We start from the raw sequence: 14,169 nt of genomic DNA, 5'->3' as shown, positions 1-14,169 counted from the left end.
AACAAAAAAGCCCCGGCTCACGCCGAGGCTTTACCAACCAATCAGACCAAAAATCAGCCTTCGATTTGGCCCTGCAGCTCGCGGACAAAACCTTGAAGGTTTACCTGACGACGGCTCGCGAGACGTGCTGAGGCCAAAATGGCCCGGACGCGCGCCACGGATTGTTCCAAATCCTCATTGACGATCACGTAGTCGTACTCAGCAAAGTGGTCCATCTCGATCTTTGCGTTCTTGAGGCGCTTCTCGATCGTGCCGACACTGTCCTGCGCGCGACGCTCAAGACGGGAGCGCAGCTCCTTAATCGACGGCGGCAGAATGAACACGGTCACCATATCGGCGCGCGCGTTTTCATAGAGCTGCAGCGTGCCCTGGTAGTCGATATCAAAGAGAATATCGTGGCCCGCGACCAACTGCTCTTCGACCTTGGAACGCGGCGTGCCGTAGAAATTACCATGCACTTCAGCAGACTCGAGCAGATCGCCCGCAGCCTGCATCTTCTTGAACGTCTCGACGTCGATGAAGTGATAGTGCTTGCCGTCGATTTCATCGCTCCGGCGCTCACGCGTCGTCACCGAGACAGACAGACGAATGTTTGGATCATCACCAAACAGGGCTCGCGAAATCGAGGATTTGCCTGCTCCTGAGGGAGATGCAATCACCAGCATGACGCCGCGGCGCTGAAAGTCCATTGTCGGTTCTCTTATCGTAAAACTCTTGTCGCGTTTGTTGCGACATCCCCCCAAATTGGTCAAGGGCAAGGCAGGCTTTACGCACTGCCCTGCCCTCAATCTCACCTTATTGTGGCGCGCCTTCGGCTTCTTCAGCCTCTAGCGCCTGCCGTGCAGCCTCGGCCTCGGCCTCGGCCTGAGCTGCCGCTTCACGCTCAATTTCACGGTAGCGGGCGACGTTCTGACGATGCTCGTCATAGGTCTCGGCAAAGACGTGACCTTCGCGCGGGGTCGCACCCTTGGCCACGAAGTAGAGGTACTCGTGGCTATCAGGGTTGGCGACAGCGCGGAGCGCTTCAATGCCAGGGTTGGCAATTGGCGTCGGCGGCAGACCGTCGATCTGATAGGTATTGTAGACCGTCTTGGCTTCGATTTCCGAGCGGCGAATGCCGCGGTCGAGCGTCGATTGCCCCAGCGTAATGCCATAGATGATCGTCGGGTCAGACTGCAGACGCATCCCGGTCCGCAGACGATTGACGAACACTGCAGCGATCTGCGGACGCTCCGAGGCAACGCCGGTTTCACGCTCGACGATCGAGGCGAGTGTCAGCATCTCCGCTGGCGAGTTCAGTGGCAGATCGGGCTGACGGCTGTCCCAGACTTCGGCCAAAGCCTGCGTCATCGCCGCCTGCATTTTTTCGAGGACAGTCTGGCGCGAGTCGCCCGGCACATAGTCATAGCTGCCCGGCAGGATCGAACCCTCTGGCGGCAGCTGGCTAATGTCACCGGTCAGGCGATCATCGGCATTGATGCGCTGCACGGCCTGCCAGACCGTCCAACCTTCAGGAATGGTCACAGCATAGCGCATGGGGTCGCCCAGCGTCAGCTCTTGCAAAATCTTGGACATGCTGGAGCCAGCAGGGATGTTGAAATCACCAGCCTTCACCACAGCACTTTGCTCAACGCGCGACCCAAACTGGGTGAAGATCAGCGAATTGGAAATGAACCCCTGCTCTTCCAGACGGTTCGCAGTGGTGCTCAGCGTATTGCCGGACTCAACGCGAAACACGCGGTCTTCCTGCGTTGGGCCATCACCATAATACTGGGAAGCGATATAAAAACCTGCACCGCCCACAACAACCAGCCCGATTACGAGCAGTGTAAGAAGGCCATTGAGAACGTCAATCAGCCCGTTACCTGAGCGTTTGCGGCGGCGTTTTCTGTGCTCGTTCATCTATCAACTCTCTCCGGGCCTTGAGGTGGCCTTTTGTCAGTCTTCTAGTGCCAAACTGTGGCGAAGACCGATTAAAGACAAGGGGCTCCGCGCTGGAAAGCGCAGAGCCCCTCGCAAAATATTGGAAAAAAGCGCTTAGACCTTGCGCATCACCAGAGTAGCGTTGGTGCCACCGAAGCCGAAGCTGTTGGAAAGCGCCACGTTGATCTCTTTCTTGATCGCCTTGTGGGGAACAAGATTGATGGCGGTCTCGACGGAAGGATTGTCGAGATTGAGGGTCGGCGGCACGATTCCATCGCGCATGGCGAGCAGACAGAAAATCGCTTCAACCGAACCAGCAGCACCCAGAAGGTGACCGATAGCCGACTTGGTCGAGCTCATAACTGCTTTGTTCGCAGCATCGCCAAGAACACGCGTCACTGCGCTCAGTTCCAGTTCGTCGCCGAGTGGCGTCGACGTGCCATGAGCGTTGATGTAGTCAATCTCGGAGGCAGAGATGCCTGCGCGCTTGACTGCAGCACTCATTGCGCGGAACCCACCTTCACCTTCCGGTGCTGGTGCAGTGATGTGATAAGCATCGCCGGAAAGGCCATAACCGATCACTTCGCCATAAATCTTGGCGCCGCGAGCCTTAGCGCGCTCGTATTCTTCGAGCACGACAATGCCAGCGCCCTCGCCCATCACGAAGCCATCACGATCCTTGTCATAAGGACGCGACGCTGCGGTTGGGTTGTCGTTGAAGCCAGTCGAAAGTGCGCGGGCAGCCGCAAAGCCGGCCAGCGACAAACGATTGACGCAAGCTTCCGTACCACCCGCAACCATAACGTCTGCATCGCCGAACGAAATCAGACGGGCCGCATCGCCAATGGCGTGCGCACCGGTGGAGCAAGCGGTTACGACGGAATGGTTCGGCCCCTTGAGACCGAAACGGATCGAAACATGGCCAGAGGCCAAGTTAATCAGACGACCTGGGATGAAGAAGGGGCTAATCCGACGTGGGCCCTTCTCGTGCAGCGTAACGGAGGCATCATAGATGCCGCCGATACCGCCGATACCCGATCCGATCAGAACGCCAGTGCGTTCCTGCTCTTCTTGGGTTTTGGGCTCAACGCCCGCATCCTGGATAGCCTGAGTGGCCGCAGCCATGGCGTAGACGATAAACTCGTCGACCTTGCGCTGCTCTTTGACCTCCATCCACTCGTCGGGGTTGTACATGCCATCGGCATATGCCCCGCGAGGAACTAGGTGGGCGATCTGGCAGGCGATATCGTCGACTTGGAAGCCGTCGATACGCTTGGCGCCACTCTTCCCAGCCAGGATGTTGGACCATGTAGCCTCAACACCACAGCCAAGAGGCGTGACTAGACCCAGTCCGGTTACGACGACTCGACGTAGTTCCATGGTGTGGCCAGCCAATATTAGCTGGTAGCCTTGGTCAAGAACGCAACGGCATCGCCGAAGGTCTGGATCGACTCAGCTGCGTCGTCCGGGATCTCGACCGAGAATTCTTCTTCAAAAGCCATAACCAGCTCAACCTGATCGAGCGAGTCTGCACCCAGATCGTCAATGAAGCTGGCCTTTTCTACGACCTTTTCCGCATCCACATTGAGGTGTTCTACAACGATCTTGCGGACCCGATCAGCGACATCGCTCATGTTTGACTTCCTTTTTGAAATCGACGTTTCGTATTCGCTTCTTATTGGCGGCAAGCCAATACATCAAGCATGCTGTTGACTAGCTCGGCGGCAATGTAGGCGGCATATTGTGCGCCCGCAAGCCGACGGCATGGGTAAACGCGGCGCGGGGTAACACGTTTCCCCAGGCAAGGCCAGCCGCGAATACACCTCTATCCAAGGCTAGAAGCCTTAGATCATCGCCATACCGCCGTTCACGTTCAGTGTGTGACCGGTGATATAGGCTGCAGCATCGCTCGCCAAAAAGACGGCACATGCTGCAATTTCCTGACCGGTGCCGAGGCGACCAGCTGGAACAGAAGCGAGAATGGATTCACGCTGCTTTTCGTTCAATTCATCCGTCATTGCCGATGCAATAAAGCCGGGAGCGATTGAGTTTACAGTGATATTTCGGCTTGCAACTTCGTAGGCGAGTGCCTTGTTCATGCCGATCAGGCCAGCCTTAGAGGCTGCGTAATTGCCCTGACCCGCATTACCGGTGACACCGACGACCGAAGAAATACCGATGATGCGACCCCAACGGGCCTTCATCATGCCGCGCAGGACGGCGCGGTTGAGATGGAATGCCGCAGTTAAATTCACTGCAATCACTTCATCCCATTCCGCATCTTTCATGCGCATAAAGAGATTGTCGCGGGTCAGACCAGCGTTGTTCACGAGGATGTCGACGCCGCCCATAGCGGCTTCAGCCGCTGGAACGAGCGCATCGACCTCTTCGAGCTTGGACAGATTCGCTGGAAGAATCGGGCAGTCCTTGCCGATTGCATTGGCGGTTTCTTCCAGAGCTGCAACGCGGGTCCCAGAGAGGGCAACAGTTGCGCCTGCAGCAGCGAGGGCCTTGGCGATTTCACGCCCAATGCCGCCGCTGGCACCCGTTACGAGCGCGCGCTTACCGGTAAGATCAAACATGGGTGTCCTCTTTCGGGGATGTATCTCAGATGGGGCTTTTAAGCCCAAATTATGCGTTCAGCGAGGCGACGAATGCGTCGATATCGGCTGGAGTGTTGATAGCCTGTGCTGCCAGCTCCGTAGCGATGCGCTTGGCCAGCCCCGTAAGAACCTTGCCCGCACCGGCTTCCACCAGCTTGGTCACGCCGCCTTCGTTGGCCAGCCAGGTGACGCTCTCGGTCCAGCGAACAACGCCAGTGACCTGCTCAACGAGGCGCTGACGAATCTCAATCGCATCGGTGATCGGCGCCGCGAGGACGTTGGAAATCACGGGGACAACTGGATTGTGCATCGACACATCGGCAAGCGCCGCCTGCATGGCTTCCGCCGCAGGCTGCATCAGCGCGCAGTGGAAAGGTGCGCTCACAGGGAGCAACAGGGCGCGCTTTGCGCCCTTGGCCTTGGCCAGTTCCAGCGCGCGTTCAATGGCCGCCGTGGTGCCAGAGACAACCACCTGCCCCGGCGCATTGTCGTTTGCGACCTGACAGACGTCGCCCTGCGCGGCTTCTTCAGCCACAGCGCGTGCGGTGTCGAGATCAAGGCCCAGCAAAGCGGCCATAGCGCCATGCCCGACCGGAACGGCCTTCTGCATCGCCTGACCACGGGTGCGCAGCAGACGCGCCGCGTCACCGATGGAGAAGGTGCCCGCAGCGCAAAGCGCCGAATATTCGCCCAGCGAATGGCCAGCAACGAACGCGGCGTGATCGGCGAGCTTGACTCCCTTGGCTTCCAGCACGCGGACAACGGCCATCGACACAGCCATCAGTGCAGGCTGGGCGTTTTCGGTCAGACGCAATACGTCTTCCGGGCCTTCAAACATGATGGCGGTGAAATTCTCGTTCAGCGCGCTATCGACTTCTTCAAAGACTGCGCGTGCCTCAGGGAACGCGTCAGCGAGGTCCTTGCCCATGCCAACGGCTTGGCTGCCCTGACCTGGAAAGGTGAATGCTGTGCTCGACATTAGGAATTCCCCGGTAACGAATTCGTTGGAAGGTGGCGATAAGGTAAGTCGCCGGTAAAACCGGCTTTGCAACCTACATGCGACGGAGTCAAGGCGTCGCGCGTATCCCCAAAGCCCACAGAACCACTTGGAACTGTTCCACAACGACAAAATTTAAGAGCACCATAAGTCATGCAGTGGTCATCGAAAAGATTGAGTGCCGTCCCTCTCGTCAGGCCTTGGGTCCTCGATAACCTATTCTTGGGCATAGTTATTTTGCTGGCGTGCTACGTCGGCATTCAGTCTCGAATGATTTTTTCCTTGGCCAGCATATGGCCAGCGAACGCGATCCTGCTGTCTTTTGTGCTCCTGCGCGCGCAATCCGTCACGGCGCTAACGTGGATTGTCGCCGCAGCGGCCTATGTGATTGCAGATCTAACAACCGGCGCGCCGGTCAATCTCGCCCTCATCTTAAATGGGGCGAATATGGTGGGCGTTCTCGTCGGCGCAGCCCTTGCGCGTGTCCTGACACGCGAAACGCTGACCCTCGCCCGCCCCGACGACGCCATCATCATTATCTTCATTATGACCTGCGCCTCCGTCGCCACAGCGATGGCGGGGGCAATCATTGGCCCGACGCACTTTAATATGGATGCCTCCCACTCCTTTATGGTGTGGCTCGCGGCCGAGTTGGTCAATTACGCTATCTATCTGCCCGTACTGCTGGCCGCCAACATTGGCACGACGCGCCGCCTCCGCTTCTTTTCGGCCAATGCGAACCAACGCAATAATCAATATGCAGCGCTCGCCTGCGCGTTCCTGCTCGTTGGCTTCATGGTGCTCATTGGCGGGCCCGGCTCGCCCAATTACGTCATTCCGGGCCTAATCTGGTGCGCTATCGTGTTCCGCGCTTTTGCCGCCGCCGCAATCAGCGCGATCATTATTACCTTTATGCTGATCGCAGCTCCCCTCGGCGGTATCGATCTTGGCTATGACCTCACCGATGCGGACGCACTGACCTCCTTCCGTCTATCTATAGCCATGATCGCGATTGGCACTCTGGCCATCACCATCATCAATTCCGGCTGGCGCACCGCCCACCACAATCTAGAGCAGCTTGCCAACCAAGATTCGCTCACAGGCCTCCTCAATCGTGGCGGCACGATCGAAGTCCTCAATAATGCCGTTTATCGCGCCACCCCGTTCTGCCTGATCATGGGCGATATCGACCACTTCAAAACCATCAACGACACCTTCGGCCACAATGTCGGTGATGACGTGTTGCGCAACGTCGGCTTCGAGCTGCGCGAGGGCCTGGGCCGCAACGAAGGCGCAGGACGAATCGGGGGCGAAGAATTTGCCATCGTTATCAACGGCACTTTGGAAAATGCCGTGCGCCATGCTGAGAGCATTCGCAAACGTCTGTTGGGCGTAGAGGTGTTTGACGCGGTCGAGAAACCCGTGCCCTTCACCATGAGCTTTGGCGTCGCCGAATTCGGCCCTGGCGCTGACAGCGTTGAAATGCTGCGTCGTGCCGATAACGCCCTCTATCTCGCCAAGCGCACTGGGCGTGACCGCGTTATCGCCTTCACCGACGAAACCCAGCAGATGGTCAATTCGCCTGTCCCCGACCGGCGTCAAAACCGCTAATACAGCGGCAGCATGGGTGGCCAGACAAGGCTCCGGCTGCCCTTCACAAAGCTGTCGCCACAGACCAAAACCACAGCGTTTCTGCTTGATCTTCCCCCATGAACCTCCTATAGCCCACCCAGCAATTCGTTTGGCCGGGGGCTGAACGGAGGGTTTTGCCGTTTGGGCTCTTGCCCATAAGGACAAGATAGGACCGTCAAAAAGTCCGGCCTCCCGTGTTCCCGCTCTTTGCAAGACTGCTTTGATGCCTTTCCGGCTTCGAAGGGGCTCCGCGCCAGAAGAATGCTTGGTTCAAATCCAAAGGAAGGCGCATCCATGGCCCTTTACGAACACATTTACCTGGCTCGCCAGGACGTTTCTCAGCAGCAGGTTGAAGAACTGACCGCTGCGCTGACCGAAATCCTCGGCCAGAACGGTGGCAAGGTCACCAAGAACGAATACTGGGGCCTCAAGGGTCTCGCGTACCGTATCAAGAAGAACCGCAAGGCTCACTACACCCTGCTCAACATCGACGCCACTCCGGCTGCCGTTGCTGAAATGGAACGCCAGATGCGCATCAATGAAGACATCCTGCGCTTCATGACCATCGCTGTTGAAGAGCTTGAAGAAGGCCCATCGGCAATGATGCAGAAGCGCGATCGTGATGACCGCGACAACGCCCGTGGCGGTGATCGTGGTGGCTTCTCGGGCGAACGTCGCCCACGCCGCTTCTAAGATATAAGGAACGAGAACAATGTCTATTAAAGACCTGACCACTTCCCAGGCTCGCCGTCCGTTCCAGCGCCGTCGTAAGACCTGCCCATTCTCGGGTGAAGGCGCGCCAAAGATCGACTTCAAGGACGTTCGTCTGCTGTCCCGTTACGTTTCGGAACGCGGCAAGATCGTTCCTTCGCGCATCACCGCCGTTTCGGCGAAGAAGCAGCGTGAACTGGCTCGTGCCATCAAGCGCGCGCGCTTCATCGGCCTGATGCCATACGTCGTATCGTAAGACCTAACCGTCTTTCGAAAACTCATTGTTGGGGTCGCGGATGGTCCGCGGCTCCTAACCGTTTCTCGGAAACGGGACAGCCAAAAGGATAAATGACATGAAGGTCATTCTGCTCGAACGCATCGGCCGCACCGGCACCATCGGCGACGAAGTCACCGTAAAGGACGGCTTTGCACGTAACTTCCTGCTCCCACAGGGCAAGGCACTGCGCGCAACCGAAGCAAACCGCAAGAAGTTCGAAGCTGAGCGTGCTCACATCGAACAGCGCAACGAAGAACGCCGCACCGCAGCTGCTGGCATTGCTGAAGGCCTCAACGGCCACAGCATCGTTATGGTTCGCCAGGCTGGCGAAACCGGCCTGCTGTACGGTTCGGTTGCATCGCGTGACATCGTCGAAGCTCTCGCAGCTGACGGCTTTGTTATCCAGCGCAACCAGGTTGATCTGCCAGACGCTCTCAAGACCGTTGGCGTTCACACCGTTCCGCTGAACCTGCACTCGGACGTTGCTGTTAAGATCACCGTCAACATCGCTCGTTCGGCTGACGAAGCTGAGCGTCAGGCAGCTGGCGAAGACGTCACCGTTCACTCGTTCGATCTGGAAGACAACGGCGATTTCGCTGCTGGCCAGAAGGACGCAGAACAGGACGACCGTTTCGAAGACTAATCTTCGGTACGCGACGACCCCTTTGGAAAAGCCGGGCCTTTTGGCTCGGCTTTTTCTTTTGTCCGTTGACACGTTCGGCCATAGACTTAGCTAAATTCGTACCTAAGTTATCCCCACTGTTCCCAGTCTTCACATTGGGTTATTCGAGAGCATGGTCAGAGACGTTAACCCTAGGGACGTAAGCCAGACTCACTGCAAACTCGCCTGACATTGATACGGTGAACATCAGGAGTGCGCTTTGGCTGAGATCGCCCGTCTACATCCCACAGCAGAAGAAAAATCGTTCCGCGTCGCACCGCATAACGTCGATGTTGAGCAGGCGCTGCTGGGCGCAATCCTGATCAATAATGACGCGTTTTACCGCGTTTCCGATTTTCTACAGTCCGAGCATTTTTACGAGCCCATTCACCGCGAGATCTATGAACTCGCTGGTAAAATCATCCGCGCTGGTAAAGCTGCGGAGCCGGCAACGCTCAAAACCCACCTGCCAGATCAGCTGCTCCCCGACGTCACCATGATGCAATATCTGTCGCGTTTGGCGGCAGAAGCGACGACGGTTTTGAACGCGCTCGATTACGGTCAGGCCATCTATGACCTCGCCATTCGCCGCAGCCTCATCCAGGTTGGCGAAGAAATGGTGCAGACCGCCTATGATGCGGACATTGAAACCACGCCAACCAAGCAGATCGAAAAGGTCGAAGGCGAACTCTTCCAGCTCGCTGAAAAGGGGCGTGCAGAGGGTGGTTTCCAGGCCTTTGGCGCAGCGCTGAGCGCCTCGATCCAGATGGCGGGCGAAGCCTTTGCCCGTGACGGTGGTCTATCGGGTGTGGCGACTGCTCTGCACGACCTCGACAAACAAATGGGTGGCCTCCAGCGCTCTGACTTGATCGTTCTGGCAGGACGTCCGGCGATGGGTAAAACCTCGCTGGTAACCAATATCGCTTATAACGTCGCCAGCGCCTATCGTGCCGAAGTGCAGCCAGACGGCAATATGAAAACCGTCGCTGGCGGCGTCGTTGGCTTCTTCTCGCTCGAAATGAGTAGCGAACAGCTCGCAACGCGTATTCTGGCCGAGCAGGCGGAAGTCTCTTCCTCCGACATCCGCCGCGGTCGTATTCACGACGAGCAATTCGCCAAGCTGGTCGACGTGTCAAACATGATGAGCAAGGTGCCGCTCTACATCGACGATACCGGCGGTATCTCGGTCGCCCAGCTCGCCGCGCGCGCCCGTCGTTTGAAGCGCCAAAAGGGGCTCGACCTCCTGATCGTCGACTACTTGCAGCTGCTCTCGGGCTCGTCAAAAGCCTCCCAGCAGAACCGCGTGCAGGAACTGACCGAAATCACCACGACGCTCAAGGCCATGGCGAAGGAGCTGGAGTGCCCAGTGATCGCCCTGTCCCAGCTCTCGCGTCAGGTTGAAACGCGCGATGACAAACATCCGCAGCTTTCCGACCTTCGCGAATCGGGTTCTATCGAGCAGGACGCGGACGTTGTAATGTTCGTGTACCGCGAAGAATACTATCTCAAGAACAAGGAGCCCAAAGAGGGGACGCCCGAACACCTGACTTGGCAGGCGGAAATGGAGCAAGTGCACGGCAAGGCGGAAGTTATCGTCGCCAAGCAGCGTCACGGCCCCACCGGTACTGTTCAGCTCAGCTTCGAAGCGCAATTTACCCGCTTTGGTAATCTTGCTCGGGCAGACTATCTGCCCGAACGCATGGAATAGGTATGACTCTGACCTCCGGCCTTGGCGGCCAACTGAGCATTGATCTGGGCGCTCTTGCCCGTAATTGGCGCGCGCTCGACAAGGTGAGCGCGGGTGCATTGACGGCTGCAGTCGTCAAAGCCGATGCCTATGGCACCGGGACGGAAGCTGCGAGTAAGGCGCTTTACGCCTCTGGCGCGCGCTTCTTCTTCGTGGCCACGCCCGATGAGGGATTGGCAGTTCGCGCCGCCGTTCCAGAAGCGCATATCTTTGTGCTGTACGGGCTCTATCCGGGGGCGGCGAACCTTTACATTCGCCAGAACCTCATGCCCGTCCTTGGCTCTATGCCAATGCTCGAGGAATGGCTCGCCAAATGCGTCGAACGCAATGAGGCCTATCCGGCCGCCTTCCATTTCGACACCGGCATTAATCGCTTGGGGTTCCGGCTCAGCGAAGCCAGCGCCGTGCGCGAAAAGATCGAAAAGCTCGGCTTTGCCCCGCAGATGATCATGAGCCATTTGGCTTGTGCCGATCAGCCGAACCACGAGAAGAACCGCACCCAACTGGCGCTCTTTGGCTCGGTTATGCAGCAATTCCCCGGCATTCCGGCTTCGCTGGCCAATTCGGCCGGGCTGATGAGCGGCCGCGACTACCATTTCCAAATGGTTCGCCCCGGCATCTCTCTTTACGGCGGCCGAGCCGTTGCGGGTCGCAAGAACCCAATGGCCAATGTCGTGACGCTCCATGTTCCGATTCTGTCGGTCATTGAAGGTCGCACGGGTGAAACCGTAGGCTACGGCGCGTCCTATACGCTCAATCGCCCGTCGCGCCTCGCCGTCATCGGTCACGGCTATGCCGATGGTCTGTTCCGCTCTCTCTCTGGCACCAATCAGCGTCCGGGCGGCAAGGTCTTCGTGCGCGGTCGCCTCTGCCCGATAGTGGGCAAAATCTCGATGGACCTGACCATCGTCGACATCACCGAACTTGGCTCTGATCTCCCCACGCCGGGCGAAGGCGTTGAAGTGCTCGGCGCCAATGTTCCAATCGACGATCAGGCCGACGCTGCAGGCACCATCGGCTATGAAATCCTCACCGCCCTAAAAGGGCGTTATAATCGCATCTACATTGGTGATGGCGCGCTGCCACCAAGCCAGCCGTCTCAGCCCCACCCACAGGGCTGATCACAAAGTTCCGCCTTTGTTCTTGTTTTTTGAAACCACTTGCTGTTAGGCTCCGGCCCAATAGCAGGTGGTTTTGCTGTTTTGGCGCTCCCTTCTTTGTTGGCACTCAGGCCCCAAAAGGCCAATGGCGTGCCCATCGAGAAGCCAGTGAATGCCAGCCAGAAGCCACCTATCCGCCCAGCCGCGCCCCAGAGGAAAGTAACCACCTTGGCTAAACTGAAATCTTCGTTCTTGTGTCAGGCATGTGGCGCGGTTTCGAGCCGTTGGCAGGGGCGGTGCGACGCGTGTGGTGAGTGGAACACCATTGTCGAGGAGGTTGTCGATTCTGGCGTCGGTGCAGGCCCCAAATCCGCCAAGGCCGGTGGCCGCGCCACAACGCTGGTGTCTCTCGCCGGTGAAACCGAAGGCGCAGCCCGTGTCGTCAGCGGCATTGCCGAACTCGATCGAGTGACCGGCGGCGGCTTTGTTAAAGGCTCAGCCCTGCTCGTTGGCGGCGATCCAGGGATCGGCAAATCGACCCTGCTCCTCCAGTCCGCTGCCGCCCTCGCCCGCCAGGGGAAACGCGTCATCTACGTTTCGGGTGAAGAAGCGGTCGCGCAAGTTCGCTTGCGCGCTCAAAGACTTGGCCTTGCGGACACGGGTGTTCTGCTGGCGGCGGAAACCAATGTCGAAATCATTCTTGCCACTCTCGAAGAGGGCCCGCCAGCCGATCTCGTGATCATCGATTCGATCCAGACCCTGTGGACCGACCGGGTTGATTCCGCTCCCGGCACCGTCACGCAGGTCCGCACTTCGGCTCAGGCTCTCACCCGTGTCGCCAAGAAAACGGGCGCGGCTGTCGTTCTGGTTGGCCACGTCACCAAGGACGGCTCCATCGCCGGGCCACGCGTGGTCGAGCACATGGTTGACGCTGTTCTTTATTTTGAAGGCGACGCCAGCCACACCTTCCGCATTTTGCGTGGCGTGAAAAACCGTTACGGCGCCACCGATGAGATCGGCGTCTTCACGATGACCCAGGGCGGTCTCGAGCAAGTCGCTAATCCATCAGCACTTTTCCTTGATCAGCGCGATAAAAACTCCGCCGGTTCAGCCGTCTTTGCAGGGATGGAGGGCACCCGCCCCCTGCTCATCGAAATCCAAGCGCTCGTCGCGCCCTCCCCCCTCGGCACCCCTCGCCGCGCTGTCGTTGGCTGGGATTCGCAACGTCTTTCCATGGTGTTAGCGGTTCTCGAAACCCGCTGCGGCGTCCGTATCGGCGCCAATGACATCTACCTTAACGTCGCCGGCGGCCTCAAAATCAACGAGCCCGCTGCTGACCTTGCTGTTGCCGCAGCACTGATCTCCTCGCTCACCAATTCTCCCCTTCCGCAAGACGCTGCCTACTTCGGCGAGATCTCCTTGGCGGGCGGCGTTCGCCCGGTTTCCCATGCTGGGCTACGCCTGAGAGAGGCAGAAAAGCTGGGGTTTGGCTCCGTTGCGACAGGCAAATTAGGCAAGGCCGATAAGAGCAAAAACCTCATGGTCACTGAATATGCGCAATTGGCCGACATGGTGAGTGCCATTGCAGCCAAGGGGCAGCGTGCTATTCCCGAGCCCGAGGCAGAAGGATGGTAAACAAACGGTTTCCGTGGACTTTTGCTTGCTGGCTTTTACACAGCCTTGGCAGGCTCCGCTAACTCCGTTAAAGCTGCCTCAATTGACTGTCGGCTCGGACAAGTAGGCGAGAACATATGCTAACTGCATTTGACGTTGGTGTTGGTGTACTGGTGCTCATTTCCGCTATTTTAGCGACCGCACGAGGCCTTACACGCGAGGTTCTCTCGCTGGCGACATGGGCTGGCTCTGCCGCTATCGCCGTCTACATGTGGCAGTACCACCCTGAAATCGCGCGCGGCTACATTGCGGAGCCGGTCGTCGCGGACATTGCCACTGTTGTGCTGAGCTTCATCATCTCGTTGATTGTGCTCCACCTTTTGACTATGCGCATTGCTGACTTTGTCATCGATAGCCGCATTGGGCCGATCGACCGTACGCTTGGCTTCGTCTTTGGCGTGTTGCGCGGCATTCTGATTTCGATTGTCATCACCATCTTCGGCGTGTGGCTCTTGGGAACCAACCTGCCGGAATGGGCTGACAAAGCGCAGACTCGCCCACATCTGCAGAACATGGGCACCACCCTGATTTCTATGCTGCCAGATGGGCTTGAAGCTCAGGTCACCGACATTCTGCGTGGCGGCGGCGGCAATCTGACCGACGATACGGAAGCGCCTGTGGCTCTTCCACCCGAAGCTGTCGGCAATGGCACTGTCGCGCCTGCGCCAGCCGCTTCGCCGTCAATCACCACATTGCCAGCGACACCGCAGAACTAAGAATCATTCGCCTCAACCGCTTAGGCGGGCGAACGAAACTGTCATTTTGCTAGCCATAGCAAAATGGGCTATTGGCGGGGCTCAACAGCTGGCGTAAACGAGCCCCATTCCTGTTATGGAATAGCTCG

Annotated in this window: 14 protein-coding genes; 8 read left to right on the top strand and 6 right to left on the bottom strand. The window is 58.1% G+C overall.

The features are described from left to right. Positions 1 to 53: 53 nt before the first annotated feature. From gmk to fabD, 6 genes are all read right to left on the bottom strand, one after another. Positions 54 to 689: a guanylate kinase gene (gene gmk / locus JHC09_RS09935; RefSeq protein ID WP_199531816.1), complete on the bottom strand. Its 636-nt coding sequence runs from the start codon at positions 687 to 689 to the stop codon at positions 54 to 56. Positions 690 to 795: 106 nt separating this feature from the next. Beyond that, positions 796 to 1,902, bottom strand: a complete 1,107-nt coding sequence (gene mltG / locus JHC09_RS09930; protein WP_199531815.1) for an endolytic transglycosylase MltG — start codon at positions 1,900 to 1,902, stop codon at positions 796 to 798. Positions 1,903 to 2,037: 135 nt separating this feature from the next. Continuing rightward, on the bottom strand, positions 2,038 to 3,303 hold the full coding sequence (fabF, locus tag JHC09_RS09925) for a beta-ketoacyl-ACP synthase II (RefSeq protein WP_169196702.1): 1,266 nt from the start codon (positions 3,301 to 3,303) through the stop codon (positions 2,038 to 2,040). Positions 3,304 to 3,320: 17 nt separating this feature from the next. Then, positions 3,321 to 3,557 (bottom strand): acyl carrier protein, encoded by a 237-nt coding sequence (locus JHC09_RS09920; RefSeq protein ID WP_169196701.1) that lies wholly within the window; start codon positions 3,555 to 3,557, stop codon positions 3,321 to 3,323. 210 nt (positions 3,558 to 3,767) lie between these two features. Continuing rightward, entirely contained in the window at positions 3,768 to 4,505 is a 738-nt protein-coding gene (gene fabG / locus JHC09_RS09915) for a 3-oxoacyl-[acyl-carrier-protein] reductase (RefSeq protein WP_199531814.1), read from the bottom strand. Between the two features lie 49 nt (positions 4,506 to 4,554). After that, positions 4,555 to 5,505 carry an ACP S-malonyltransferase gene (gene fabD, locus JHC09_RS09910; protein ID WP_199531813.1) on the bottom strand — a complete coding sequence of 317 codons (951 nt, stop codon included), beginning with the start codon at positions 5,503 to 5,505 and terminating at the stop codon, positions 4,555 to 4,557. Positions 5,506 to 5,793: 288 nt separating this feature from the next. Here fabD and JHC09_RS09905 point away from each other — a divergent pair, with 288 nt between their 5' ends. The 8 genes from JHC09_RS09905 (at position 5,794) to JHC09_RS09870 (ending at position 14,041) form a co-directional block, all read left to right on the top strand. Further along, a complete protein-coding gene (locus JHC09_RS09905) occupies positions 5,794 to 7,134 on the top strand; it encodes a GGDEF domain-containing protein (RefSeq protein WP_199531812.1) in 1,341 nt (446 codons plus the stop codon). 315 nt (positions 7,135 to 7,449) lie between these two features. Continuing rightward, positions 7,450 to 7,848 (top strand): 30S ribosomal protein S6, encoded by a 399-nt coding sequence (gene rpsF, locus JHC09_RS09900; RefSeq protein ID WP_169196697.1) that lies wholly within the window; start codon positions 7,450 to 7,452, stop codon positions 7,846 to 7,848. A gap of 25 nt (positions 7,849 to 7,873) precedes the next feature. Continuing rightward, the gene (gene rpsR, locus JHC09_RS09895; RefSeq protein WP_182395940.1) at positions 7,874 to 8,122 is read left to right on the top strand and encodes a 30S ribosomal protein S18; all 249 of its coding nucleotides are present in this window, start codon (positions 7,874 to 7,876) and stop codon (positions 8,120 to 8,122) included. Positions 8,123 to 8,219: 97 nt separating this feature from the next. Then, on the top strand, positions 8,220 to 8,786 hold the full coding sequence (gene rplI, locus JHC09_RS09890) for a 50S ribosomal protein L9 (RefSeq protein ID WP_169196695.1): 567 nt from the start codon (positions 8,220 to 8,222) through the stop codon (positions 8,784 to 8,786). A 238-nt stretch (positions 8,787 to 9,024) separates the two neighbouring features. Beyond that, positions 9,025 to 10,512: a replicative DNA helicase gene (locus JHC09_RS09885; protein WP_199531811.1), complete on the top strand. Its 1,488-nt coding sequence runs from the start codon at positions 9,025 to 9,027 to the stop codon at positions 10,510 to 10,512. 2 nt (positions 10,513 to 10,514) lie between these two features. Next, positions 10,515 to 11,672, top strand: a complete 1,158-nt coding sequence (gene alr / locus JHC09_RS09880) for an alanine racemase (protein ID WP_169196693.1) — start codon at positions 10,515 to 10,517, stop codon at positions 11,670 to 11,672. Between the two features lie 207 nt (positions 11,673 to 11,879). Continuing rightward, positions 11,880 to 13,286 carry a DNA repair protein RadA gene (gene radA, locus JHC09_RS09875; protein ID WP_169196692.1) on the top strand — a complete coding sequence of 469 codons (1,407 nt, stop codon included), beginning with the start codon at positions 11,880 to 11,882 and terminating at the stop codon, positions 13,284 to 13,286. Between the two features lie 116 nt (positions 13,287 to 13,402). Continuing rightward, complete coding sequence (locus tag JHC09_RS09870) at positions 13,403 to 14,041, top strand: CvpA family protein (RefSeq protein ID WP_169196691.1); 639 nt, start codon at positions 13,403 to 13,405, stop codon at positions 14,039 to 14,041. Positions 14,042 to 14,169 lie beyond the last annotated feature (128 nt).

This window comes from Devosia sp. MC532 (genome assembly GCF_016461625.1).
Classification (GTDB): domain Bacteria; phylum Pseudomonadota; class Alphaproteobacteria; order Rhizobiales; family Devosiaceae; genus Devosia.
This window is presented reverse-complemented; position numbering and strand designations above follow the sequence as displayed.